The sequence below is a fragment of the Micromonospora rhizosphaerae genome, assembly GCF_900091465.1.
Taxonomy (GTDB): Bacteria; Actinomycetota; Actinomycetes; order Mycobacteriales; family Micromonosporaceae; genus Micromonospora; species Micromonospora rhizosphaerae.
This window is the reverse complement of sequence record NZ_FMHV01000002.1, coordinates 5,694,860-5,718,578: the sequence shown is the minus strand read 5'-3', so window position 1 is coordinate 5,718,578 and position 23,719 is coordinate 5,694,860. Positions and strand designations below refer to the sequence as shown.

Here is a 23,719-nt window from a genome sequence, read left to right as displayed (position 1 = left end):
GTCGATAGGCAGTCGCTCGCGGAGGCGAGACTGCTGCTCACTCACGGCCACACTTGGCCAGAGAGGGCACCCAGAAGTGGTCTCTCTCAGCGCTTCAACCGGCGGGTTCGGGTTGTTGCGTGGTTGCGTTCAGGGGAGTGGTGTTGTCGACCTGCCCGTGAAAAGGCCGTTGATGTCCGTGTCCGGCTCGGTACCCAGGCCCTCGACTTCGAACTGGAGGAATCCACGGAACCCGCGCCACGCCGCGGCGACGTCGGTCACGGCCGCCGCTCCTGGCCGTGCCGGCGTGCTGGCGGTCACTTGAAAATCCCCGCGCACGGACACGACCGTGTAACCAAATGTCTCGATCACAGCAAGTGACGAAAATTGACCCAAGACCAGCCGATGGCACTTCCGACCAAAACGCCTGCCGGGCTTCCCAGCAACATGGGATCCCCGCGCGAACCACAGGATTCGGTGGCAAGCCGACCCGCACCGCAGCCGCGTCAAACGCGGCGAGGAGCGGAAGCGGCGCGGCAGGACGGGCCGCTTCCACAGCGAGGCCGACAGCGGGCCGGATGAGAGGTTCATCGTCGGCTGTCACCCTCCGCCGGCCCGCTACTGCGAGCGACGAGGTGTCCGCCTGTGAGGACTGAACGTGTCCGTCGGCGCGGAGGGCAATGTCCGCCAAAAAGGAAAAATCCGTGTCCGCTAGCACGGCGCAGGATTCGCGTGAGCTCGTCGGGGCTGCGGCGCCACGGCACACCCACGCCCGTCACCAGGTCCTCGGCCGTTTCGGACGCAGGTACGCAGCGATAAGGGCGTGCCGCCGGACGTTGCACCAGCTCCCACTACGCCGTCAGGACTCTGCGCAGGCCGCGGACGGCGTCGAGGGCCGGGTTGACGTCCCCGGCGGCGGCGTCCTGCCACAGGTCGCGCCATTCGGAGTCCGCGGCCATGATCTGATCGAGGGCCCTCGCCGCGAGTACCGCCAGGCCGTCGGGCAGATCGAGCCGGCCGTCGTCGCGTAGGAAGTCCGGCGCGTACGGGGAGGTGATCGGCTGCCCGCCGGGCTGCTGCGCGGCCACGATCGCGGCTGCAGCGATCGCCTGGCAGGCGGTGTCGGCGTCGAGGTAGCCGTCCTCGCTGGCGGCTCGGCTCAGCGCCTCGCGGACAGCGCCGGGCGCTGGGCAACGTGGGCGTCGTCGAGGTCACCACACCAGTCAGCGGCGGTGTCGTTGTCGAACGGTCCGCTGTCCCCGGTCCCCACGAGGCCTCCCAAGATCGGTTGCGCGGCGTTCTCGCACCGGCCACCGACAGGCTGAACAGGAAGGCGGCTATGGTGGCCGGATGGCGATCGGCAGGTCGGGGCAGCGGCGGCCGGAGACGGCAGCGGCTGAGCTCGACGCGTACCTGCGCGAGTTCCGGGCGGGCGGCTTCCCGGTGGCCCGGGTCGGGTGCCGTTGTTGCCTGATCGGGAGACGCGTCAGGCCGGGGTCCGGGTCTGCGGTCAGAGCACCCGGGCGAGTTCGCTGAACGCCGTGGCGACGCGAAGCTCGGGGGATGCGTCGAATCCGGGTTCGTAGTGTCCGCGGCGCAGATTCTGGATGAACGCATGTCCGGCGATGATCAGCTGTGCGGTCTGGTCGGTTCCGAGCCCGCGCATGGGTCGTAGCCGATGTTTGAGCTGACTGTGATCGGCCTCAATGGGATTGTTGGCGTGCCGCACGACATGATGCCAGGCCGAGGGGACGAGTTCGTCAAGCACGGCGGGGTAGACCGGGGCGGCGTCGGTAACGACCTCGGTAGGCCTCACCTTGAGCACCCGCAGCGCCCGCAGAAAGAATTGCCGGGCCGCGACGGCATCCTGGCGAGCCGAGACCAGCACGTCAATCACCGGCCCGTGCTGGTCGACCGTCCGGTAGGCGTAACGCCACACACCGTTGACCTTGACGTAGGTCTCGTCGACGAACCACCGGTCACCCGGTGAGTGGCGGGCGAACCGGGCGGCATCGGCCAACAGCGGGGTGAACCGTTGTACCCACCGAAACACGGTGACGTGATCGACCTCGACACCGCGTTCGATGAGCAGTTCTTCCACGTCCCGGTAGGAGAGGTTGTACCGCAGGTACCACGAGACCGCGACGACGATCACCTCGGACGGGAAACGGAATCCGGTGAACGCCGACTTCGGCGGCGAGCACGGGCGACGACGGCTCGATAGCCTCACCGGTCAAGCCTGCCTCGGTCCCCGGACACAGGCAACGCAACAGCCCCCGCGAGTGGGCCCGGCGGGGCGGAGCCGCGGCCGATGCGACGCGTCCTTGGCCCGTGATCCGCCCGCCGGCACCGCGCGCCACTCCGGCTACGGCGTCATCAACTCGCGCGGGCCGGGTGTCGGCCGCAGCCGATCCAGGTCATGCGCCGCAGTGCCGCCAAGGGCCTCGGCCCGGGCTCCGTGGAAGCGCACCCCGTGCAGCGCCAGCCGGGCGAGGCCTTCGGGTAGCTGCGGACGCACGGACAGAGTGCCAGCATCCGGCTCGAGGCCCAGCATCATGCGGATCAGCATCATCGGTGCGCCGGCGGCCCAGGCCTGCGGTGAGCAGGCGGTCGGGTACAGCGCGGGCACCAGGCTGTTCTCCCGCGGGTAGCCCGCGAGCGCCTCGGGCAGTCGGTGATGCAGGTAACGACCGGCCTCCAACAGTGCCATCGCGAGCCGATTGGCCTCCTCGCGGCGACCGTATCGGGCCAGCCCGGCCGCCGCGATCGCCGTGTCGTGCGGCCAGACCGTGCCGTTGTGGTATTCCAGCGGGTTGTAGGCCGGCTGCTCTGCGGCGAGCGTCCGCACCCCCCACCCGGTGAACATCCGAGGCCCACAGAGCAGTGCGGCGAGCGCATCGACGCGTTCAGGCGGGACGATCCCGCTCCATAGCAGATGTCCGATGTTGGATGTGAGAGTCGTGACCGGCTTCTTGTCTCCATCCAGCGCGAGCGCATAGTAGCCGGCGTCCGGTAGCCAGAAGTCGGTGTTGAATCGGCGATAGAGGTCCTCGGCGTCACGCTCCAGACGCTCGGCAAGCTGGGAATCGTGCCAATGTTCCCGGGCCAGCCGCGCGGTTCGTCGACGCGCATCGTAGGCGTACCCCTGGATTTCACAGGTGGCCCGGGGGAGCTTGGCGAGAGTGCCGTCGGCGTGGACGATCGAGTTCCAGGAGTCCTTCCAGCACTGGTTGACCAACCCGCTGCGTGGATTGCGGGTCTGGTACTCGATGTAGCCGTCGTGGTCGAGATCGCCGTACTTGTCCAGCCACTCCAGCGCCGCACGTGCCGCAGGCTCAAGCTCCCGAACCGTTTGCACGTCACCGGTCCACCGTTCGTACTCGTCGAGAACGATCAGAAACAGCGGCGTGGTGTCGGCAGCACCGAAGTACGGGGACTGCGGGCGGTCGCCGAAGTGGGCGAGTTCCCCGCAGCGCAGTTCGTGCAGGATCTTTCCCGGCTCAGCATCGCGGTGGTCGTCCCGATGAGTCGCCTGCCGCTCGGCGAGTGCCCGCAGCGTGGTCCATGCAAGTTCGGGGTGGAACGGCAGGGCCTGATAGCTCACCAGCAGGCTGTCCCGGCCGAACAGCGCCATGAACCAGGGCAGTCCTGCGGCGGGCAGCGACGCCTGGTCGCGCGGGAACGGGTAGAACCGCAGCGCGGCCAGGTCGAGCAGACTGCGGTGGTAGATGTGCAGGAGATCGTCCCAGTCCGTGTCAAGGACGGGTGCCGAATCCAGCCAGTCGCTGATGGTGTAAGGCATGTCCGGGCAGTGCGGACGGCGCCTGACCGCCACGTCCGCCTCGACGCCGACCCGGACCTCGATGTCGATACACCAATCCTGCCCCGGCGCCAGTTCACAGCGGTAGGTGAGTGATTCTTCGGTGATGAAGGCACCAGGCGCGGCGATGTGGGTCTCCCGGCAGAAATCACCCCGCCGGTAGCCCAAGGTGATCCCACCCTCGCGGCGGGCGCGGTACAGGTGGCCGGTTTTCGACATCTGGTCCTTGACTTCGAAGATGTCGGCGAAGTCGGCGTCAAACAACACGCTGAGCTCGAAGGCGACCGAGTCGGTGGTGAAGTTGTGGACGGTGATGCTCTCGTACATGCCGGCGGCAACCCCCCGCCGGCGGGTCACCGAAAGCGACGGGTTCTGGTAGATCGTCCCGGTCGGCTCCATCAGGAAGAAGACAACTTCGTCGTACTCCAGGTTATCCGCGCTCAGCGCCTCCAGTTGCTTGCCGTTCAGACGTAGCTGCCAGCGGGACACGTGCCGAATGTCGCGGTAGAACATGCCGTCAGGCACCGCTGGGGCCGGGTTTATCTCACCCCGCCGGTCGCTGACCACGAAGGCATCGCCCTGCAGGATGTTTATCTCATCGAGCCGCACCCCTGGCCCTCCGCTCTGTGCACGAATCCTGGGTCCGCTCACGCGTCGAATCCCACGCGCCGGGGATTACCCCTTTTTCTGGCGACTGTGCGGAGGATCTGCTGTGGTCGACAAGCGCAACCACGGACAGCGGCCGGCCCGGATGTGGTATCGCCCGATGGTCGCCCGCCGTCCGGACGAGCCCTACCGCACGGTGACACCGTTGGAACTGCTCTTCGACCTGTGTTTCGTGGTGGCCGTGCGGCAGACCGGCGCCGCTGCTCGCCCTGCTTCAGGCCCACGGCTTTACCAACGTTCACCAGCTGCACGGCGCCTTCGAGTTCGGCAAGGACTTCATCGCCCAACGCTGCGACGATGGCCAGCTGCGCCAGTACGCGCTGCAGAGCAAGGCCGGCGACATCACGATGTCGGGGTGGCGCGACGTCCGGCATCAGCTTTTCGAGGCGCGCTTCAACGGTCTGGCGCACCCCGACTTCGACCGGGACCTGCCTCGCGCCGCCGTTCGGGTCCTGACCTGCAGGCTCGTCGGTGGCGCCGCGGTTGAGGCCCAGGAGTACGCGACCCAGCTGGGGCAGTCGTCTGGACCGGGCTTCGAGGTATGGGACCGCGAAACGCTGCGCTCAATGATGACTGCCCACCCAGGGTGCGGTCTGGCCGGCGGCAGTCCGGGTGACCTTCTGGCCTTGCTGGGCTCAATAGGCCAGGGCAAATCCGATCATACAAGCATCGAGCAGTACAGCCGGCGCTGGACCGAGAGCCCACTGCAACGTGTGGCGGTCGAAGCCGCCGTTGTGGCCCACCGCCTACGCACAAACCGACGCAGCGACCTGGCCGCCATCACCGCGCTTGCGCTGCTGCGGGCCGCGCTGTGTCAGCCCTCGGTGCCGCAGTGCCGCGAGCTTGCCGCCGTTGCGCGTCGGCTGTACGCCACCTACGCCGCTGGGCTGCTCGACCGATACCAACCGGCCGTAGACAACCCGCCAGACCTGGTGAAGCTCATCGACTCAGGGTTCGTGCATGTCACGTACCCGGTGACTTGTATGACGCTCGCCGAGACCTGGGGCTTGCCCGCACTCGCCCCCCACGTCGACCCCGACATCACCCACCGCGCCCGCGCTTCCGTCGCCGCGCTGCTCAAGCACCAGCCCGGAGCCGCACATCCCATCTCCGACCGGTGGGCGGTATCCATCATCCCTGCCGTGCTTGCAGCCGCCGCCATCGACCGCGCCGCGGTGGAGGCCTATCTGCATAGCGTGGTGACCTGGGTCGCCGATGCCTATGACAACGGCATCGGCCTGGCCAGCACGAGAGCAACCCCGGCCGACGAGGTCACCATGCTGCTCGGCCCGGAACTGGAGCATATCGAGGTCGCCAAACCCGCTACCTCATATCTCGCTACCGTGCTCATCGACCTCGCCGCAGCTGCCGACGTTCCCGACACCTATCAATATGCCGTCAATGAACTTCTTGCCGCCGGCGCGGCACCGACCTTCATCACGGCCGACGAAGCCCAAGCGAAATGGGGAGCCGTAAACAGCGGGCTGCAAATCGTGCCCGTCGTTCGCTATCGCGAGATGTGGGCCCCCGGCGGTCCCCTTGCCCTGCATCACGACGAGACTGCCCCAGCGGACATTGCCGCGTGGGACGCCCTTGCCCTTGCCACACTCCCTAGGAACCGTCACCACTGGTGGGCCATCCGCCAGACCCTGAGGGAGGGGGAGTCGCCCTGCGCGACTTAACGCCAGAAACAAAGAGGCCAAGATCGGTGGAGGTGCCGCCGCCCCTTCTGGCGCCCAAGATCAAGAGAGCACCACCTGCGGGAACGCGGATCGGGTTCCTTACTGTCCCGTCCCTTCTGGACGTCCCCCGCCGCTCGTCCGCTGGGTGATGGTCGGCGGTCGGCAGCAACGCGCTCCGGTATCCGGATCTGCCGATGACAGTGCGTTGTCCGCCCACTACGCTGATAGGTAGTGATCCAGCCAATCCGGCGCCGTCGTGATCCTTCGCACGGCCGCCTCGATATGATCGTCCACCGTGTCCGGTCCGCCGTCGCAGTCCGTGCCGAAGAGCAGGGCTTGCCGGTTCAGTTGGACGCTGGCGGTTGTGACTGCCCTGCTCCTCTTCTGCGGGCTGCCACTTGGGTTCGCTCGGTACTCGAACCGCAACGAATCGCGCGAAGCGGACAAAGAGGTCGACCGATACCTGACCCTCGTACAAGGACGCGATCGCGCGGGCGCCGACGCGATGCTCTGCGGCGGAGACGACACGAGCGCCGTCCAACTGCCCGGCATGAACCAACCGAATTGGCACCTCCCCCTCGTGGAGTCCTTCACCATCGTCAACACATGGGATTGGTCATCGGTGACAGACGGCCACGGGAGGGGTTACCAAGTCCGACTGGTGTTCGCCGACAGATCGACCGCCAAAGTCGAGCTGGCGGTGGAGGTGATAGCAGACGACCCGTGCATCGCTACGGAGATTCCGTTCTGAACGAGCAGACCTCCGCTACCGCCACTGAGCGGGACCGCCGACGGCATCCGGATCTGCCGATGAGAGTGCGTGAAAGGACATCGATAGCAGGAGCGGTAAGTGGTGTTTTCGAGATGTGAGTGGCCTGCACCACGGTGGTGCTTGCGAGACGGGCCCTGACGAGCAGGAATCCCTCAGTGTCCTGAGTGCTCTCCGGCTGAGTCGCCCGCCGCCTCAGGGCAGCGGGACGACGTAGGAATCGACGCGGGCGATAAGCCCGTCGCGGAACGTGAACAGGTCGTTGAAGGCGAACCGGAACCGCCCGTGGTCGACGCTGACGCCGCGGCCCTCGCCGGTGGTGACGACGACCGGGCCGTCCTCGTGGATACGCTGGACCTCGAGTTCGGGGCTGCCGGTGAACGCCGGATTCTCGATCTCGCCGTCGAACTCCGCCTTGCCGCGGGTGGTCCGGTGGCCGTGGATGACCCACTCGACGTCGTCGGTGAGGGTCGCGAGGATTCGCTGGTGGTCGCTCGTCCGGAATCCTTCGAAGTACTCCGCGACGAGGTCGCGCTGGGTCTTCGGCGTCATGGTGCTCTCCGTCCTGGTGTGGCATCGCAATGCTGGAGGTGTGCGGCGAGGGCGTCGAGGATCGAGGCGAGCCCGTCGGCTGCTTGGGCGGTCCGGAGCTCAGGGGGAAGCCGACGCTGGTGGACCGTGAGATCCGTGCCGCCGCCGGCGGGGCGGACGTTGACGGTTGTGCGGAGGCCGGTGGTGGGCTCGTCGAACACGAGTTTGTGCGGTGCGGCGACGCTTACGTAGACGAACCGGAGCCGGCGGGTCGCGCCGTCCGGCGCGCGGGTGTCGAGCGCGAACTCTCCGCCGGGACGCAGGTCGACGGTCACGGACTCAGGGGGCACGGTGGCGTGCGAACCGCCCCAGAACGCCGCGATGCTTGCCGGCGAGATGAAGGCGGCCCAGACGCGTTCGGGTTCGGCCGGGAGGTGGCGCTTAGCGATCAGTTCGTCGCCGCGGAGCTCGGAGCTGGTCAACGGGCCGCTCCGTCGTCAGTGAGGTGCTGCTCAAGGGCGTCGAGCCGGTCGTCCCAGGCGCGGCGCTGGTCGTCGATCCACGTGCCGAGCAGCGACAGCTGATCGACCCTCAGCCGGCAGGGGCGCCTGGTGCCCTCGCGCCGCTGCTCGACCAGGCCGCACCGCCGCAGCACACCGACGTGGTGGGAGATCGCCTGTGGGGTCAGGTCGAACGGTTTAGCGAGCTCTCCCACCGTGGCGTCACCCCGCGCGAGACGAGTCACCAAGGCGCGACGGACGGGGTCGCCGAGAGCAGCGAAGGCCGAGTCGAGGTCTGGGCCGGGTGCCACGAGCGAGGGAGGCATGGCTTCATGCTAGCGCAAATGCTCATTTGCGCAAGTCGTCGTTTTTGAAGATAGGCTTGTGCCAGCCCTGCCGGGCAGCACCAGTGCACTGCGACGAGGCGGCGCAGCGGGGGAAGCGGAGCCGGTGGGCCTGCGCCCAGCCCGAAGCTCGCTTGATCGAAGTGCAGCAGCACGCCGCAGCGACCAGTAGCACGCCCGGCATGCTGCGCGAACTGGGCGCTGACGGCCCGCCCACCACCATCCGCCTCAATGCGCAAAAGCCGCTGCCAGCCATGCCCGACCGCAACGAGACTGATTGAGCAATGACCGATCATGCCGCGGAGAGGTTAAACGCCGCCATGCCGAGATCGGCAGTCAGGAGCGATAGCGTTGACCTGCCGCCCTCCGGGCGGCCATCCGATACTGCCGCTGGTCGCGCGTTGGAGGTTCCGGTGGTGGCGCACATCCGAAACTGCCGATGTCCGGATGTTGATCAAGTTGCCCGTCGAGGGAACGGTGACCGGGCAACTTCACGGCCCGCGTCGCTTTGCGACGGGAGCTCTTGTTGGCGCTGTTCGTTGATCGAACGGTCTTCGAACAGCGGGTGCTCCGTGAATTGATCTTACCTTGCGCCGGCCTTCAGCCGCTGCCAGCCCGTGACCAGGCGGGCGCCGTTGTCGCGCAAGGCCACCCCGAACCGGGTGGCCGGCACCATGAGCGTGGCGGCCGTGGCGAACCCGTTCTGCTTGGGCGCAATGAGCTTGCGGTGCTCGTGCTCGTAGGCCTTCAGGCCCTGCCCGAGGTCATTGCGGTGCTCGGCCAGCCTGCACGCGAGCGTGTACGACCCCGCGATCGCCAGGCTCGACCCGTCGCCGAACAGTGACACCGAGGACGCGGCGTCGCCGAGCAGTCCTATGCGCCCCTGGGACCAGGTGTCGAGGCGTACCTGGCTGACGGCATCGAAGTAGAGGTCTCCGGCATCGCGTACACGCTCGATCAGCTCGGGCACGATCCAGCTGCCGCCCGCGTACGCCTGCTCGACGGTGCGCTTGTGCTGGGCGGTGTCGCGGTAGTCGTAGCCGGGCACGGGTTTGCTGCGCCAGATGAACGCCGCGATACCGCCGTGGCCGCGCACCGGATGGACGGAGGCGAGGCGGCCGGGCATGCCGTAGAGCAGCACGTCGGTCGTCGGATTGAGCTCGCGCTCGACGGGCAGGGTGGCCACGTAGAGCCCGCGGTGCCTGACGAAGTCCGTCTCCGGTCCCCAGGCGAGCCTCCGGACCATCGAATGCTGTCCGTCGGTGCCGATGACCAGGTCGAACCGGCGCGGTGCATTCCGCTCGAAGGTGACGTCGACGCCGCTACCGTCCTGGGTGAGGGCTGAGATGGAGTCGCTGTAGATGAACTCGGCGCTACCGGTCACGGCGTCGGTGATGATCGCGGCCAGGTCGGCCCGGGGCACCTCGACCTCGGTGGCCCGGTTGACCGACAGGTCGACGCGGCTCTTGCGCCGTCCCTGTGCGTCGATGAAGGCGAGGCCGGTCGTCGCCGTCGCGGCCGTACGCAGCCGGGGGAGCAGGCCCATCTTCTCGGCGATCGGGAATGCCGGTCCGCGTACGTCGACGGGGTTGCCGCTGGAGCGCTGGCCGGCGGCGCGCTCGACGATCGTCGGCGCGAATCCGTTGCGGGCGAGCCAGTACGCGAGGGTCGGGCCGGCCACGCCGGCGCCGGAGATGAGTACCGTCTTCGCAGTCATGGGTTGACTGTATGACCAACTTTGAAATCTGGTCAACTGTTAGGATGTCGGTGTGACTGCCCGCACCGATCGTGAGACGAAGATCCTCGAAGTCGCTGCCGACATGCTGCTCCGGCACGGCTACCGCCGCGTCACCATCGACGACGTCGCCGGCGCCGCCGGCATCGGCAAAGGCACTGTCTACCTGCATTGGAAGACGCGCGAGGAGCTGTTCGCTGCCGTGTTCGCCCGCGAGGTACGCGGCGCGATCGCCGACATGGTGACCGCCCTGGGCGCCGACCCCGCCGTCGCGCTGCTGCACCGTTTCGCCGCGGAGTTCTTCCTGGCGATCCTGCGCCGCCCGCTGCTGTACGGCATGGTGGTCGGCGATGTGCAGATGTGGGGCAAGCTCGTCGGCTCCGAGGCCGGCTACGACGGCGGCCGGCACAACAGAGTGATGGCGTCCTATGTAGACGTTCTGGCCGCGCGACGCCTGGTGCGTACAGATCTGGCGACGCCGGAGCTGACCTACGCCTTCCAGTCCGTGTTCGAGGGCTTCATCTACGCCGAGCGTACGGTCGGTTCAACGGGTACGCGCGACGAGCGGGCGCGGTTGCTTTCGGCCACGGTCGAATCGGCGTTCTCCCTGCCGGGTACTCCCGACGTCGCGCTCGCCGATGAGGTTGCCGCGCTGCTGTCCGGCCTAGTCTGATCCGCACACGAATCCCCCAACGGACAGCACCTTCTGCGCTCACGCCGAGATGCCTGGCCGTTACCTGCGCACTCTCATATAGGGCGCTCGTTCCGCTGTCGCGGGGGGTATTCGTGCAGGGAGCAGCCGAGGTCGCGACTGCCACGAAACATCCGGATCTCCCGCTCCGGGCGTGCTGGCGTTCATCGCCCAGGGTGATCCGGCAGCATCCTCATCTGCCGCGACGCGCGCGTTCGACCAGGCTCCCGGACATCCGACTCTGCGATGAGCGCGCGGTGCGCCCAGGAGATGATGCCAGTCGGTCCATAGACAATGTCCGGATGGAGTTGCGTCCCGAGCTCTGCCCGCCGGTGGTCCCGGCGCAGAGCATCGCAGAGCTGTGTACCGCCATAGAGACCATCGAAGGGCTGCTGGAGCGCGGCGAGTCGGCCGACGCGGCAATCGCCGCGTTCAACGCCGGCACCGACCACGCCTACACCGCCCACGACTTCCTCACATACTGGAAGTCGCGTGACGTCGAGGACTTCGCGATCGAGGCCGCCCGACCCGCTTTGCCGAAGGTCGAAAACGTCACCCGCGATGAACTGATCGAGATTGTCCGCCGGATACAGCGCGCCGACGACGACACCGACTACTACGTTCTCTTGCTGCACACCAACGTCCTACACCCACGAGTCACCGACCTGATCTTCTATCCGCCACCGGAGCTGGCCAATGCGTCACCGGAGGACATCGTCGACGCAGTCTTGAGCTACCGACCCATCGCGTTGTGACAACGCCGCAGCGCGCGCTCATGCCGGCGGGCGGGTGCCTGGGCTGGCCGGCGCCGACCACCATCCGTAGCGGCTCCGCCAGCGGAAACGGGCTAGCTGCCAAGGTCGAGGGCTTCAACTTGCAAGGCCCAACCAGGGAGCCTGAAGGCGTAAGGTCGCTGCCGTGGATCAATGGCTTTCGGTGCTCAACGACCTTCTCGTGAGGCCGTTCCCGGCCTACGCCGACGCGCACCAAGTCGACCTGCGGGTGAGCGAGGACTTCGAGGACTGCCAGACTCGCGATGAGATCTACGAACCTCGTTGTGCCGAGTTCGAGACGGACCGTGACCGCCTCGCGCAGGCCATCACAACCCGGTATGGGGCGCCGCAGCCGAAAGATCTCATGCCGTACGTCTCTGGCAATCCGCCGCATGATGAGCCAGGCAGCTTGCTCTTCGACTACTTGGCCGGCTGGTTCTCCGAGGTCGACGTCGGGCAGGTTGGCGACCGCGGCATCATCGTCGAGGTCGGCCACTACGACAAAGAGCTACCGCTGCAGCTCATGCTCGTCGTAGGCGATATGGGGGACGGTCGGACAACCGTGCTGTAGCAGTATCCGGATCTGCGGCGAACCGGAACGGAGCCTGCGGGCAGTCGCCGAGTGTGCACGTCCGCCTATGGCGGGGTGCGGTCATACGGTGCGTGGTTAGGCGCCGACGACCGGGGATGCGATGTTGTCGCCCGACCTTTTCAGGAAGCGCAGGCCCTTCTTAAGTGAGGCACGAGGGTTGGTGTCGACGAAGTCCGCCCAGTCCGGGTCTTGTTCGCCGCGCATCCATGCGTAGCGGGCAAGTGCGTAGCCGAACATCGGTTCGGTCAGGTAGCCCAACCGGCTGGCCGACCAGCGGCTGTGTCGACCCTCCGCCCGGTTAGAGAACTCCAGCGCAGCGTTGGCGGAAACGACTCCGAAGCCGAGGAAGACGGTGAGCAAGTCGGTCAAGGGCTCCTGGTCCACCCGATCGGGCCGGACCCGGTCCTCACCGAGCAACCTCTCATGCGCCAGCTCGTGTGCGACCGTGGCGATCAACGCCAATGGTGTCTGCCCGAGGGATTCTTCCAGCGAGATCAGGGCCTTGCCGCCGACGGTGCGATAGTGCCCTGCCGCGCCCGACCAGCTGGCCGATACCGGAATCCAGTCCGTCACCTCACCCGGGAGGGCCTCGGCACTGAAGTCAACGTGTACACGCCCGGGGACCACCCCCATGTACCCGCAGACCCTGGTGACCGCATCGCGAATGTCCTGCTCAGAGCCGGAGTATTCGCCCGGGAAGAAGTCGTCTGTGGGCAAGACGACCGGCGAGTGCAGCCACGAGCTGCCGAACTGGCCTACGAACCACCGTAGGTTGTCGTCGATCCAGGTCTGCTCGTCAGCGACGACCGGGCATCTGGCCTCGAACCACGCCATCACCCACCTCCCCGCAGGGATCGTAGGTTGTCGGCGCTCGCACCCGATCACTCCGGCGACCGTTGATCAAGATCCGTCGCAAGATCGCACGCTCACTGCGCAGACTCTTCCTGTCGGCGGTCTCGTCGGGCACCGTGTCTGGTGCCGGCGATCTCGGGTCGTCGGCGCACCTGGTCTCCACCGGGCCACCGCCTCGCACGCTTGACCGTCAGAGGTCCGGCATGAGTTCCGCGGGGCCCGGTGGTCCCAGGGCACGTATGACTGGCGACAGGGCTGAGCGCCGTCGAGCGCCGATCAGTGAGCGACCGGCTTCCGTGTCCTGAGACCACTGGGTGCCCACCTGCTGCTGCAACAGCAAGGAGGACACTATGAGTGTCGGACACGACTCCTCGATGCGTCGACCCACTGCGGGCATCGACTGGGCCAGCACGGAGCACGCCCTCGCGATCGTTGGCCCCGACGGTGTCGAGGTTCAACGGATGCTCGTCGAACACACCGCTGCGGGGCTGCGGAAGCTGCTGCGATGCCTGCAGCAAGCCGCTGTGCTCGAGGTCGGTATCGAACGCCCCGACGGGCCCATCGTCGAGGCCCTCCTCGATGCGGGGCTCACGGTCTTCGTGATCGCCCCGAACCAGATCAAGCACCCGCGCCGCCGCTACGGCGCAGCCGGCAACAAGGACGACCGCTTCGATGCCTACGTCCTGGCCGATACCGTCCGCACCGACCACCATCGCCTGCGTCCCCTCACCGTCGACTCTCCCGCGACACTCACGTTGCGGATGACCGTCCGCGCCCGCAAGGACCTCATCGCCGCCCGTGTCGCGATGGCCAATCAGCTCCGCGCCCACCTCGAACACGTTCTGCCCGCCGTGATCGGGCTGTTCCGCGACATCGACTCCGCGATCACCCTGAGTTTCCTCACCCGGTTCACGACTCAGGACAAGGTCGACTGGTTGTCGCCACGCAGACTGCAGAACTGGCTGCGCAGCGTCTCCTACCCCAACCCGGCACGAGCCGGGCTGCTGCACGCCCATCTGCTCGCGGCTACCCGCGGGACCACCGGTCCTGAAGCCACCGCCCGGGCGCACGTCACCGCTGCGTTGGTGGCTGGGCTTACCGCCCTGCGGGAGCAGATCAACGCGCTGGAAGAGCAGATTGAGCTCCAGCTGCTGCAGCATCCCGACGCGGCGGTGTTCACGTCCCTGCCCCGGGCAGGGATCGTGCGAGCGGCCCGGCTTCTGGCTGAGATCGGTGACGCCCGCGGCCGCTTCCCGACGCCCGAGGCACTCACCTGCCTGGCCGGCGCCGCGCCCTCGACCAGGCAGTCCGGGAAGGTGAAAGTCGTCGGCTTTCGCTGGGCCGTCGACAAACAACTCCGTGGAGCAGTCATCGACTTCGCCGGCGACTCCCACCACGCCAACCCCTGGGCCGCCGACCTCTACCGGCGGGCCCGGGCTCGAGGCCACGACCACCCCCACGCCACTCGAATCCTCGCCCGCGCTTGGCTGCACGTGATCTGGCGCTGCTGGCAAGACGGCGTCCCCTACGACCCCACCCGCCACCGAGCTCTGCAGGCCGTCCTCGCCCCTCCCGCTTGACACAGGGCTACTCATGCCGCACAGCGGTCGCTACGCACCGTGACGGCCATTGATTGGAGCGGACGCACGGTCATCGGACCTACCGGGAGGCCGCCGCTGGAGCTGGCGGCACGTCGGTACCGTGACCCGGTGACCCTCGTTGACGATCTGCGGCGTTGCGCCGATGCGTCGGGAGGTCCGCTCGCCAGGCTCGAAGCAGGCGTTGACCGCTTCGGTCCTGTCGCTGCGATCCTGTGCCCCGGGCGGATACGTCAGTGTCCGCCAGCGGGATCACGATGGTTACACGGTGCTGATCTGGGCTGGTGACGAGCTTGAGGCCTGGGGGATCACGCCGAGGTTGGACGACATCGTCACCACCATGCGAAGCTGGCAAGCCGACCAGCCGGTGCAAGCCCTGACCGAAGCGTCGCCATACCTGACGGCCGTCGATCAGCAGACCGCTGTCGACATCCTGTGGGGCCTGCTCTCTGGCAACAGCGATCCGCACGTGGCGCGATCGTCACTGCGGCTGCGGCCCATCCGGTGCTGCGCGCCCAGAGACCGTGGATAAGCCACGCCACGCTGCACCTGCTCCATCCCGGAGACCCTGCCGGTTCGACGCGCCGCGGCTTGGCGTTCCTGCCGGTCGATGAGGCCAGGTTCAGGGTACTCGTATACGGCGGTCCCACTGGCCCCGTTCAAGACGCTAAAACGGCTGCGGCAACGGCGGCTGTGGCAGCCTCGGAGTGGTGACCGGACGGCACCCGCTCATGGCACCCCTTTATGTCAAGGCGCCGCTGACACCAGGGGTTTAGGGTGGTTGGTGGCGGGTCCGGGTAGTGGCTTGTCCGAAGGGCCGATGTCCGGGGTCAGGTCGGTCACGCTGGATTGCAGAGTCGTCCCCGAGTGCCCTCCCGGGCCTGCCACCTGCCGTCGTCTCCGGTCTTCGACCATGCGGGCATAGACCACGTTGGAGAGGCGTCGCTTCAGCGGGCGCATGGCTTCCATGGAGGTCTTCCCGGCGGCTTTCTTCGCGTCGAAGTAGGCGCGGCCTTGGGTGCGGTTGCGCAGCTGGACCACGGCCATGATGTGCAGCGTGCGGTTGATCCGGCGGTTTCCGGCGCGGGAGAGCCGGTGGCGCTTCTGGTCGCCGGAGGAGGCGTCCAGGGGTGCGGTGCCGTTCCAGGAGGCGAACCGGTCGCGGTCGGCGAACCGGCTGATGTCTGCGACGTCTGCCAGTAGGCGGGCTGCGCCTGAGGGGCCGATGCCATGCAGCTCCATCAGGGTGGAGCCGCGCGCGTTCACGAGTTCTTTGAGGTCCTTCTCCGCGGCTTTGATCTTCTTGTCGATGCCTTCGAGTTCACTGATCAGCTCGACGGTGAGGCGGCGTCTGGTCTTGCCCACGATGTCGCGGGGTTTGACCGTCGCGATCAAGGCGCGGGCCTGTGGCGCGGACAGGAACTTCTTCGCCCCGCCGGGTAACAGTTCCAGCAGCAACCGGTGCAGCCGGTTGATGGTCTGGGTGCGGGCGCGGCCGAGTTCGTCACGCCGGTCGGCGAGCATGCCCATCACCTGCAGGTCCGCGTCGACCTGAACCTGCACCAGATTCGGGCTGCGCAGCGCCACCATCGCCACCGAGTGCGCATCCACCGGGTCGGTTTTGCGGCCGTTGCCGGTGGCGAACACCCGCACCTGCGCCGACAGTTTCGCGGGCACGTCGAGCACCGTCTCACCGTCGTGGACCAGGCGGTGGGCGATGTGTTTGCCGATGCCGTTGCAGCCCTCGACCGCCCAGACCCGATCGGCGTACTTGCGGCCGGCGGCGAGCATGTCGGCGTAGCCGGCCTTGTCAGTCCCAAAGCGGCCCACCGCGAGCCGCGTTCGTCGGTGACCTCGATGGTGGCTGAGCGCTTGTGCGGGTCCATCCCGATGATCACGCTCATCGGCGCCTCCCTTGGCTGAACTGGACGGAGTTGTCAGCAAGGAGGGCACCGCTACTTCGAGCAGAACAAACCCCTTTCCAGCCACTCCTCGCGCGGCGCCCGGCGAGACCGCAGGCCATGAGAGAGCCACACCAATGACACCGGTGCGCAGCCGCAATGTGGGAGCGTCTCGCCGGGCACCTGGACCGAGTCTGGCCGGACACCGATCCTGGACCAAGTCTCTAAGTAGCCGCGATCCGCGGGCTACGGAGCGTCACGCCGAGCTGGGCCGGTGGCCTTCCGGACGTGCCGAGTTGAATACGTTGGCCTGCCGCTCTTCGTCGGGGTCAGTCGAGCTGCTCGAACTGGAGGTTGGCGTGCAAGACCGCTGACCTGTTCGCGATCTCGACGCCTTCCTGGGTGAAGTCGAACACGGCGTGTAGTACAACGTTGATGCTCAACGACTGGGCCGAACCGAACTCCATCCGGGTGATGTCGACCGGGTTGTGCCCCCCGCCTAGGTAGATGCTCGCATCGATGTAGCCAGGGTGCGGGTTGATCGGGAAATCGAAGGTTCGGTTGGTCAGTGCAGACAGGTCGCTGCCGGGTAGATCGATGAAATCGCCGCGGATGGCCGTCCTAACGATCTCGGGTCCGTCAGTGCCGGGGCGGAAGGTCGCGGGATCGAAACGGTCGGCTGCGGAGAACGGCGCGAGCGGTACGGTGATCGCCCAGGTACCGGCATCTGGGCCTGACCACAGCGGTGAAAGGTAGACGATCTGACCGGGCTCCAGCCGCAACAGGTCGTCCGACAGTTCGAGCACGACGAGCATGCTAGGCCCCGAGCTGGTCGCCCTGCCCTCACGGGCCTGCCGTCATATCAGTTCCGGACTGTGCCGGGGCATCCTTCTGCCGCGGGTCGGGTGGTACGGTAGTCGGCTTGCCAGGCGGGGTCGGTCTGGCGGGTGCGGGCGGTGGTGAGGTGGGCTTCGTGGTGGCCGATGGTGATGCTGCGCCCGGTCTTGGACTCGGTGCAGTGCCTGCGCAGCGGGCAGGTGGCGCAGGCGCTGCCGAAGTCGGCCCTGCCGGCGTTGCGGTCGTGGCCTCGCACCCGCCGGATCGGGATCGTGACGCCGCCCGGGCAGGTGACCTGCTGGTGTTGCAGGTCGATGTCGAAGCGGTCCTTGGTGAACTTCCCGGCGGGGGCGTTCGGTGGCTGGACCTTGGTCTTGATGTCGATCCCGGCGGCGTCGAGCCGGTCGAGGACCTCGCCGGCGCCGTAGGCGGCGTCGCCGTAGACCGCTGCGGTGTCCTCGGCGGGCTCGGTGGCGTCGGTGAGATCGGTGATGAGGTCGGCGACCGGCTCGACGCCGCCGGTGTTGCCGGCGGTGACCTCGGTGGCGGTGATGATCTCGGCGTCGGGGTCGACGGCGATGTGGCCCTTGTAGCCGTCGAAGCCGCGGTGGCTGGTCTTGTGCCCGTGCCGGGCCTCGGGGTCAACGGTGGAGATCACCCGGTCCGGGGCGACCTTGCGGGCGATGCGCAGCACACCGTCGTCGCCGGTCTCCAAGTCCTGGCCCAGCACCGTGGCCAGCAGCCGCGTCGCCTGAACGACCGGCTCGGGCAGCGTCAGCCCGTCGAGGACGGCCAGCAGCGCGTAACCGTCGCGGGCCCGGGAGTCGACCAGGGCATCACGGGCGGTCTTGTCGTCCCAGTCGATGACCGGCTTGCCGGTGCCCCTGTAGTCATCCCCGCTGGCCAGCACGGCCCGCAACCGTGCGGCCAGGTCGCCGCCGGCGGCGGCGAGCAGCCCCCGGACCGCCGAGCGGATCAGCGTGATCGTGTCCATCGTCGCGACCGCGTCATACAACGGTGTGGAATCGAGGACCCGCCGCCGACCCAGCAACCCCGCCGCCCGGACGGCGTCCAACGCCACCTCGAACACCCGGTCCGGCCGGTCGGAGCGGCGCAGCCGTTCCCGCATGTCCACCAGCACCGTGTGAGCGAACCCGACCCGACCCGCGCCGTCCCAACCACCGACCCCAGCGGCGTAACGCCAGCGCGCGTCGAACGTGAACCGGTCCACCGCCTCCCGATCCGACAGCCCTTCCAGTCGTTGCAGGACCATCACCGTGGCCACCACCGACGGCGGCACCGACCGGCGACCGATCTGCGCGAACAGGTCGGTGAACAACCCATCCGGAAACAGCATCTGCCGATGCTGGTGCAGGAACGCGAAGATCGAGTTCGCCGGCAAAGCCTCTTCACAGAACCGGCTCACCGGATCCAGCAGATCCAACTGCTGCGAAGCCACACCCAACGCCACACCAGCAAACTATCTGAAATAGATAGAAAACGATGGCCGCCACGCCGGTGGCAGCCATCGCTTACCACCAGTCACCTAGTCGATGTTCCCCGACCGGCGCGTCCTGTGAGGACGGAGCGGCCCCTCGGCGGTCAGGCAAAGGGCCCGGCGGCGGTTGTCTAGCTGTTGATCATGACGCCGACGGGGCCGACGCGCAGGGTGCCGTCGGTCAAGGGCGTGCAGCGGACGCCGCCTCTACCGCGTAGCGCCTTCCACCCACCGGTGCCGATGGTGACGTCCATCCAGGCGCACGGATTCGCTGGCCGGTTCACCCGCAGGCTGACCGGACCTTGCCATGAGTCCAGGATCAGTACCGACCCGACCAGCTCGTCCACGGCGATGCCGGTAGTGAGGACGTTGCGCCGGACCTGCACCAGATCAACGCCGGGCGGCAAGGACTCCTGCGCGATCACGGTCACGCTCGCGTCGCGATGCGCCTGCTTGCCGAAGTACCGGTCGCCGACGATGCCCAGGCCCGCCCGGATCCGGACCTCCTCGACCAGTTCGCCCGACGGCGCCGGCGCCGGACCGTCCGCGGGCCGGCCCACGTACCGATGTACGGGCGAGGCCAGCAGCTGGACGATCCGCGACATGGCAGCCAGCGTCACCCGATGACCTTGGGCCTTCGCATTGGCGCACCATCCAACGGATGTGCGGCCGGGGCCTCCCCGAACGCCTGGCGCAGGTGCAGGGCGACCTCCTCTTGGGCGTGCGCGGCCTTGTCCAGCACTGCGGCAAGGCCGAAGAAGTCGTGCATCACTCCCCCGTAACGGACCGACGTGGCCCGCACGCCGGCGGCGTCCAAGCGGGCGCACCACTCGTCGCCCTGGCTCTGCAGCACGTCGCGGTCGGTGGTGACGATCAGTGTCGGCGGCAGACCGGCGAGGCCCTGCGCGGAGAGCGGGAGCAGCTCGACCCTGGGGTCTTTCAGGCTGTCGGTCACGCCACGGAAGGCGTGCATCATCATCCAGGACAGCAGTGGACGATTCAGCGGCCGGGCGTCTGCGGCGTCCCGCATGGACGCGCCGTACTGGGCGGTGGTGGTCAGCGGGCAGACGAGCACCTGCGCCACGGGCAGTGGCTCACCTGCCTGCTTGAGCTGACCGCAGGTCGCGGCCGCCATGTTCGCCCCGACGCCCTCGCCACCGATGGCGATGCGTGACGGGTCGCCGCCGAGCCCGGTGGCGTTGGTCCGGAGCCACCGGTAGGTGGCCAGCACGTCCTCGTGGGCGGCCGGGAACACGTGCTCGGGAGCCTTGCGATACTCCGGCGACACCACAATCGCGCCCGTCCGGTTGACCAGGGCGCGGCAGGACGCGTCATAGTCGTCGTTCGTGAACAGGATCCAACCGCCACCGTGCACCCACATCACGACGGGCACCGGATCGCGGGTCTGGCCGAGCGGCTTGTAGACGCGTACGACCAGATCACCACCCGGGCCGGGCACGGTGACGTCCGCCGCCGATCCGACCTCCTCGGGGTCCGTCGGCCGCCCGTCCTGCTGCAGGATCTCCATCGCCGCGTCGGCGAGGCTCGGCTGCTGGCGGGCCTGCTCGAGGGTGAGGAGCTCGTACGGGGCCAGTACCAGTCGGGACCAGGTGTCGAGGATCCGCTGCGCCTGGGTGTCGAGCAGGCAGGAGGCGTCGGTCGACAGGACGTTGCTGCGGCCGGATACCCGGTCGCGTACCTTGTCCATGAACCCGGCGGCCGCGTGCATGAGCCTGCGACGGCGTCCGGTGGACGGGACGGTGGGATGCGAGCGGGCCGGGACCGACCGCTTGGCGGCGAGGTACCGCTCGCCGAGCCGACCCATCTCCTCCGCGCCCACCGCCCGACGCAGCGCCGGCAGGAACTCCCGTTCCTCCTTCTCGATGTGGTGCCGGACACCGCCGATCAGCTTGTTCAGCGCCCGCTCGAATTCGCGGCTGCCGGGATCCGCATGGTCAAGCAGGACGAGCAGCCTCTTGAGGGCCTGGTGCTCGTCCCGCCCCTCCTCGGCGTCCGCGGCGGCGCCGATCTCGGCCAGCGCCGGATACAACACCTCCTCCTCGGCGTGGGCGTGCAGGGCGCGGCCGTAACTCACCTGGTCGACCAGCATGCGCCGGTCACCGCGTCCGGCCTCGAGGTGCTCGAAGAGGCGGTTCGCCACCACGTGGTCGTCGGCGATCAGGTGGTCGAGGTCGCCCGGCAAGGTCGCGTACGGCAGCGTCATCGGACACCTCCTCCTCCACACTTATCGCAACCGGCGCCGCCTTCGCGGCATAACCTGGCATGTCGCCAAGAACCCGAACGGGCGGGTCGACGCTGGTCAGCGCACATCCCAGCCAGACGTTGGCGCCCGGCTGCACCCGCAGTGAACATGGGTCGGCCGCGTACACTCACGCCTGTCTTCCCGTCAGCAGAGCCCGCGTGATCATCCGGCGCATGCGCCCTCAGAGGGGGTACGGACGGCCCGCGGCGAGCGCGGCCGACCCGGCTGACCGGGGAACTACCTGGTCGTCGCCGCCTGGAACGCTTCGCCGTACCACCGCCGCAGATCCCGCGACGCCTCGATCAGCCCCACCACGACCCACGCTCGCTCGCTGTCGGACATCTCGTGGAGCGCGCGGAGATCGGCGCGCTGCCAGTCGAGTTCCCGATCCGAGAGCGAACGTTCCGCCCACCAGCTCAGAGCTTCCGGCCGGTTGTCGGCCAGCTCACGGTCGAGGAATTCCACCGAGCTCTCCACCCGGCTCAGGCCGCCGCCCGGAGCGCGGTACGAGATACCCGCCTCCCCGGCGACCAGGGCCGGCATCACCCTGGCGGCCGCCACGTACCGCCCCACCATCCACAACAACCGGGTCTGGGACAGCCAGCCCAACCAGACCCAGACCCACGGCCTACAGATCACCGACACCGGCACCTGCGAATCAGGGTGGGTCCACGACAACCAGTGGGAAGGCAACGCCGTCGCGGCCACGCACTTTGAGACCGCGCGGTCCGGCGGTTGCTGGTACCACAACCTCGGCCTCGACGAATGCCCCGGCACACCCCTGATATTCACGCCGCCGTAGGGGGCTCTGGCGAACGCCCTGATCCTGGCGATCAGTCCCGGCGGTCCTCCTCCGGGACCGGAACCTCCTGGTGCTGTTCGAGGGCGTCGGCCTGATTGGCGTCAGGGGGCAGCGATCTGGGCATCTCGCGCGGATCGTCCGGAACCAGCACACCCTGCTCCGCAAGATCCGCCTCGGACGCCTCCGGTACGGCGTCCTCGACCGTGTCCGGGGGCCCACCTCGGTCTCGTCCTGCTGCTGCTCCAGCGCGTCGGCTTCCGGCGGCTGACGGAGCGGATCAGCCTCTTCGTCCCAGTTGGCGGTCATCACGGCCTCCTGACCGGTACACGTCTCGGTCCCCTGCGCGAAGCCCCCTGCCTACCCACCTCGGACGGGGTAGGCACGCTGGGACGGGGAGCGCCATCAGCGGCCGGTGAACGTGGCCTTACCCGGTCCGGTCCGTCCGTGAGGAAAGGAGCGCACCGTGCCACGGAGGTCCTCGGTCCGGTACAGGTCGGCGGCGATCTGCGTGACGTGCCGGTTCGCCTCGGGCACGCCGCCCCGCTCGAAGTGGGCGAGCACCTGCTTCGTGGCGGCGTGGGCGCGGGTCGGACCGGCGGCGAACGCCGGCGCCGCCGCGTCAAAACCGTCGTCGGGAAGCACCCGGTTCACCACGTTCCACCGTTCGAGCGCGGCGGCCGAGTAGCGTTCGCCGGTCATCACGAACTCCTTCGCCCGGCCCACGCCTGCCCGCGCGGCGGGCCGCTGGGTGCCGCCCATGGTGGAGGTCAGCCCGACCACCTTGTCCACCAGGCCAAAGCTCGCGCGTGCTCTGACCGGCTGTTCTGCCACACCTACGGCCGCACGAAGGGTCAGGCGCAGATGATGCCGGCTGGCGGTGGCCGCCTTCCTCGTCCTCGGGCAGCACCTGCGCCCGATGCTGATCTCCTGGCAGGACCCGGCGCGGCTGACCGAGTACGCCTCCAGCCCCACCCCGTTCTGACCGGTCAAGCTGATGGACCTCGGCATCGTCGTTCCGGCCGCCGTAGCCACCGGCGTCGGCCTGCTCCGGCACGCCCCTGGGCGCGCCGGATGATGTACGCGCTGCTCACCAGTTACACCTGCCTCGCCGTCTCGCTGGCGGCGATGGCGGTCGTGATGATCGTCAACGGTGACCCGGACGCATCGGTGGGCCTGGCGGTCGGGTTCGGGCTCTTCGCCCTGGTCTTCGTCACGCTCGCCGCCGCGCTGTACCGCCCACTGTTGCATCAGGGGTCAGCGAGCCGCTCCAACGCTGAGGGGCCAAGTCCGCTGCCTCCAAGTCGCGGTCTCATCGATGGCGTTCGTGTCAGCCAGCGGCGCGTGCCGCGCTGATCGGAGAGCGCCTGCGTTGCCATGCCGCCGCCAGCATCACCACGCCGGCCACGATCGCGTAGGCGCCGATCACCTGCGCTATGACCACCGTTCCGACGTCGGGGCGGAACAGGATGAGCAGCCCGGCCAGCACCGACACGACGCCGACCACCGCGAGCAGCCGCGCGGCACGCCAGCGGACCGACGCCCAGATGTCCAGTACGCCGATGACGATCGCCCAGATGCCGATCACGATGGCCAGCGCGAACGCGGTGATCGCGGGCCACAGCAACGTCACCAGGGCGATGGCCACGCCGAGCAGACCGGTCAGCAGGAACAGTCCCCGAACTGCGCCGGGTTGGCCGCGGCTGAACCCCGCCGCCAGGTGCACCGCTCCACTGACCAGCGCGTACGCGCCGAACAGCACCGCGAGGGCGAGCGCCGTCACGGCTGGCCATAGCAGGGCCAGCAGGCCGAACACGATCGCGGCCACTCCCCGCAGGGCCAGTACCCAGACTCCATTTCGCATCGCGTCACTCCTCGATGGGCCAGCG

The 23,719-nt window shown here is 68.1% G+C and carries 24 protein-coding genes and 1 pseudogene; 8 read left to right on the top strand and 17 right to left on the bottom strand.

Annotation, left to right across the window (positions count from 1 at the left end; all coding sequences use genetic code 11):
- Positions 1 to 129: 129 nt before the first annotated feature.
- The 4 genes and pseudogenes from GA0070624_RS36525 to GA0070624_RS26980 all read right to left on the bottom strand — a co-directional run bounded on the left by GA0070624_RS36525 (position 130) and on the right by GA0070624_RS26980 (position 4,408).
- A complete protein-coding gene (locus tag GA0070624_RS36525) occupies positions 130 to 261 on the bottom strand; it encodes a hypothetical protein (RefSeq protein WP_281181017.1) in 132 nt (43 codons plus the stop codon).
- 569 nt (positions 262 to 830) lie between these two features.
- A pseudogene (locus GA0070624_RS26990) lies at positions 831 to 1,249 on the bottom strand (DUF4259 domain-containing protein).
- Positions 1,250 to 1,489: 240 nt separating this feature from the next.
- The gene (locus GA0070624_RS26985; RefSeq protein ID WP_091345699.1) at positions 1,490 to 2,209 is read right to left on the bottom strand and encodes an IS6 family transposase; all 720 of its coding nucleotides are present in this window, start codon (positions 2,207 to 2,209) and stop codon (positions 1,490 to 1,492) included.
- 135 nt (positions 2,210 to 2,344) lie between these two features.
- The gene (locus GA0070624_RS26980) at positions 2,345 to 4,408 is read right to left on the bottom strand and encodes an amylo-alpha-1,6-glucosidase (RefSeq protein WP_141715186.1); all 2,064 of its coding nucleotides are present in this window, start codon (positions 4,406 to 4,408) and stop codon (positions 2,345 to 2,347) included.
- Positions 4,409 to 4,812: 404 nt separating this feature from the next.
- Here GA0070624_RS26980 and GA0070624_RS26970 point away from each other — a divergent pair, with 404 nt between their 5' ends.
- Together GA0070624_RS26970 and GA0070624_RS26965 are read left to right on the top strand one after the other, a co-directional pair.
- Positions 4,813 to 6,147, top strand: coding sequence for a hypothetical protein (locus GA0070624_RS26970; protein WP_176731896.1), 1,335 nt, complete (start codon positions 4,813 to 4,815; stop codon positions 6,145 to 6,147).
- A 364-nt stretch (positions 6,148 to 6,511) separates the two neighbouring features.
- The gene (locus tag GA0070624_RS26965; protein WP_091345695.1) at positions 6,512 to 6,898 is read left to right on the top strand and encodes a hypothetical protein; all 387 of its coding nucleotides are present in this window, start codon (positions 6,512 to 6,514) and stop codon (positions 6,896 to 6,898) included.
- Positions 6,899 to 7,111: 213 nt separating this feature from the next.
- On the opposite strand, the gene GA0070624_RS26960 is transcribed toward GA0070624_RS26965, so the two are convergent.
- From GA0070624_RS26960 to GA0070624_RS26945, 4 genes are all read right to left on the bottom strand, one after another.
- A complete protein-coding gene (locus tag GA0070624_RS26960; RefSeq protein ID WP_091345694.1) occupies positions 7,112 to 7,468 on the bottom strand; it encodes a nuclear transport factor 2 family protein in 357 nt (118 codons plus the stop codon).
- Positions 7,465 to 7,929, bottom strand: coding sequence for an SRPBCC family protein (locus tag GA0070624_RS26955; protein ID WP_091345693.1), 465 nt, complete (start codon positions 7,927 to 7,929; stop codon positions 7,465 to 7,467). The genes GA0070624_RS26960 and GA0070624_RS26955 overlap by 4 nt, the downstream gene beginning before the upstream one ends.
- Positions 7,926 to 8,273 (bottom strand): ArsR/SmtB family transcription factor, encoded by a 348-nt coding sequence (locus GA0070624_RS26950; protein ID WP_091345692.1) that lies wholly within the window; start codon positions 8,271 to 8,273, stop codon positions 7,926 to 7,928. Before GA0070624_RS26950 ends, GA0070624_RS26955 begins: the two co-directional genes overlap by 4 nt.
- 601 nt (positions 8,274 to 8,874) lie before the next feature.
- Positions 8,875 to 10,008 carry an FAD-dependent monooxygenase gene (locus GA0070624_RS26945; RefSeq protein ID WP_091345691.1) on the bottom strand — a complete coding sequence of 378 codons (1,134 nt, stop codon included), beginning with the start codon at positions 10,006 to 10,008 and terminating at the stop codon, positions 8,875 to 8,877.
- A 52-nt stretch (positions 10,009 to 10,060) separates the two neighbouring features.
- On the opposite strand from GA0070624_RS26945, the gene GA0070624_RS26940 reads away from it, so the two are divergent.
- The 3 genes from GA0070624_RS26940 to GA0070624_RS26930 all read left to right on the top strand — a co-directional run bounded on the left by GA0070624_RS26940 (position 10,061) and on the right by GA0070624_RS26930 (position 12,061).
- Positions 10,061 to 10,699, top strand: a complete 639-nt coding sequence (locus GA0070624_RS26940; RefSeq protein ID WP_218105331.1) for a TetR/AcrR family transcriptional regulator — start codon at positions 10,061 to 10,063, stop codon at positions 10,697 to 10,699.
- A 320-nt stretch (positions 10,700 to 11,019) separates the two neighbouring features.
- Entirely contained in the window at positions 11,020 to 11,472 is a 453-nt protein-coding gene (locus GA0070624_RS26935) for a bacteriocin immunity protein (protein WP_091345690.1), read from the top strand.
- Positions 11,473 to 11,635: 163 nt separating this feature from the next.
- Positions 11,636 to 12,061, top strand: coding sequence for a hypothetical protein (locus tag GA0070624_RS26930; protein WP_141715184.1), 426 nt, complete (start codon positions 11,636 to 11,638; stop codon positions 12,059 to 12,061).
- Between the two features lie 96 nt (positions 12,062 to 12,157).
- Here GA0070624_RS26930 and GA0070624_RS26925 read toward each other — a convergent pair whose 3' ends face one another.
- Positions 12,158 to 12,916, bottom strand: coding sequence for a hypothetical protein (locus GA0070624_RS26925; protein ID WP_091345688.1), 759 nt, complete (start codon positions 12,914 to 12,916; stop codon positions 12,158 to 12,160).
- Positions 12,917 to 13,284: 368 nt separating this feature from the next.
- On the opposite strand from GA0070624_RS26925, the gene GA0070624_RS26920 reads away from it, so the two are divergent.
- Positions 13,285 to 14,514, top strand: coding sequence for an IS110 family RNA-guided transposase (locus GA0070624_RS26920; protein WP_218105330.1), 1,230 nt, complete (start codon positions 13,285 to 13,287; stop codon positions 14,512 to 14,514).
- 139 nt (positions 14,515 to 14,653) lie between these two features.
- The gene (locus GA0070624_RS34370) at positions 14,654 to 15,064 is read left to right on the top strand and encodes a hypothetical protein (RefSeq protein WP_141715183.1); all 411 of its coding nucleotides are present in this window, start codon (positions 14,654 to 14,656) and stop codon (positions 15,062 to 15,064) included.
- 215 nt (positions 15,065 to 15,279) lie between these two features.
- Here GA0070624_RS34370 and GA0070624_RS26910 read toward each other — a convergent pair whose 3' ends face one another.
- The 7 genes from GA0070624_RS26910 to GA0070624_RS26875 all read right to left on the bottom strand — a co-directional run bounded on the left by GA0070624_RS26910 (position 15,280) and on the right by GA0070624_RS26875 (position 22,664).
- Positions 15,280 to 16,362 (bottom strand): IS110 family RNA-guided transposase, encoded by a 1,083-nt coding sequence (locus GA0070624_RS26910; protein WP_245719019.1) that lies wholly within the window; start codon positions 16,360 to 16,362, stop codon positions 15,280 to 15,282.
- 400 nt (positions 16,363 to 16,762) lie between these two features.
- Positions 16,763 to 17,239, bottom strand: coding sequence for a hypothetical protein (locus GA0070624_RS26905; protein ID WP_141715182.1), 477 nt, complete (start codon positions 17,237 to 17,239; stop codon positions 16,763 to 16,765).
- A 56-nt stretch (positions 17,240 to 17,295) separates the two neighbouring features.
- The gene (locus GA0070624_RS26900; RefSeq protein ID WP_483819069.1) at positions 17,296 to 18,696 is read right to left on the bottom strand and encodes a transposase; all 1,401 of its coding nucleotides are present in this window, start codon (positions 18,694 to 18,696) and stop codon (positions 17,296 to 17,298) included.
- Positions 18,697 to 18,899: 203 nt separating this feature from the next.
- The gene (locus tag GA0070624_RS26895) at positions 18,900 to 19,373 is read right to left on the bottom strand and encodes a molybdenum cofactor biosysynthesis protein (RefSeq protein WP_091349869.1); all 474 of its coding nucleotides are present in this window, start codon (positions 19,371 to 19,373) and stop codon (positions 18,900 to 18,902) included.
- 11 nt (positions 19,374 to 19,384) lie between these two features.
- Positions 19,385 to 20,992: an alpha/beta hydrolase fold domain-containing protein gene (locus tag GA0070624_RS26890; RefSeq protein WP_091345684.1), complete on the bottom strand. Its 1,608-nt coding sequence runs from the start codon at positions 20,990 to 20,992 to the stop codon at positions 19,385 to 19,387.
- A gap of 276 nt (positions 20,993 to 21,268) precedes the next feature.
- Positions 21,269 to 21,739, bottom strand: coding sequence for a hypothetical protein (locus tag GA0070624_RS26885; protein WP_141715181.1), 471 nt, complete (start codon positions 21,737 to 21,739; stop codon positions 21,269 to 21,271).
- A 496-nt stretch (positions 21,740 to 22,235) separates the two neighbouring features.
- Positions 22,236 to 22,664: an enoyl-CoA hydratase/isomerase family protein gene (locus tag GA0070624_RS26875; RefSeq protein WP_281181016.1), complete on the bottom strand. Its 429-nt coding sequence runs from the start codon at positions 22,662 to 22,664 to the stop codon at positions 22,236 to 22,238.
- A gap of 240 nt (positions 22,665 to 22,904) precedes the next feature.
- Between GA0070624_RS26875 and GA0070624_RS26870 the strand changes: the two genes are divergently transcribed.
- Complete coding sequence (locus GA0070624_RS26870) at positions 22,905 to 23,186, top strand: hypothetical protein (RefSeq protein ID WP_141715180.1); 282 nt, start codon at positions 22,905 to 22,907, stop codon at positions 23,184 to 23,186.
- On the opposite strand, the gene GA0070624_RS26865 is transcribed toward GA0070624_RS26870, so the two are convergent.
- Positions 23,161 to 23,694, bottom strand: a complete 534-nt coding sequence (locus GA0070624_RS26865; RefSeq protein WP_091345681.1) for an HdeD family acid-resistance protein — start codon at positions 23,692 to 23,694, stop codon at positions 23,161 to 23,163. The two genes, GA0070624_RS26870 and GA0070624_RS26865, sit on opposite strands and share 26 nt — an antisense overlap.
- Positions 23,695 to 23,719: the final 25 nt, after the last annotated feature.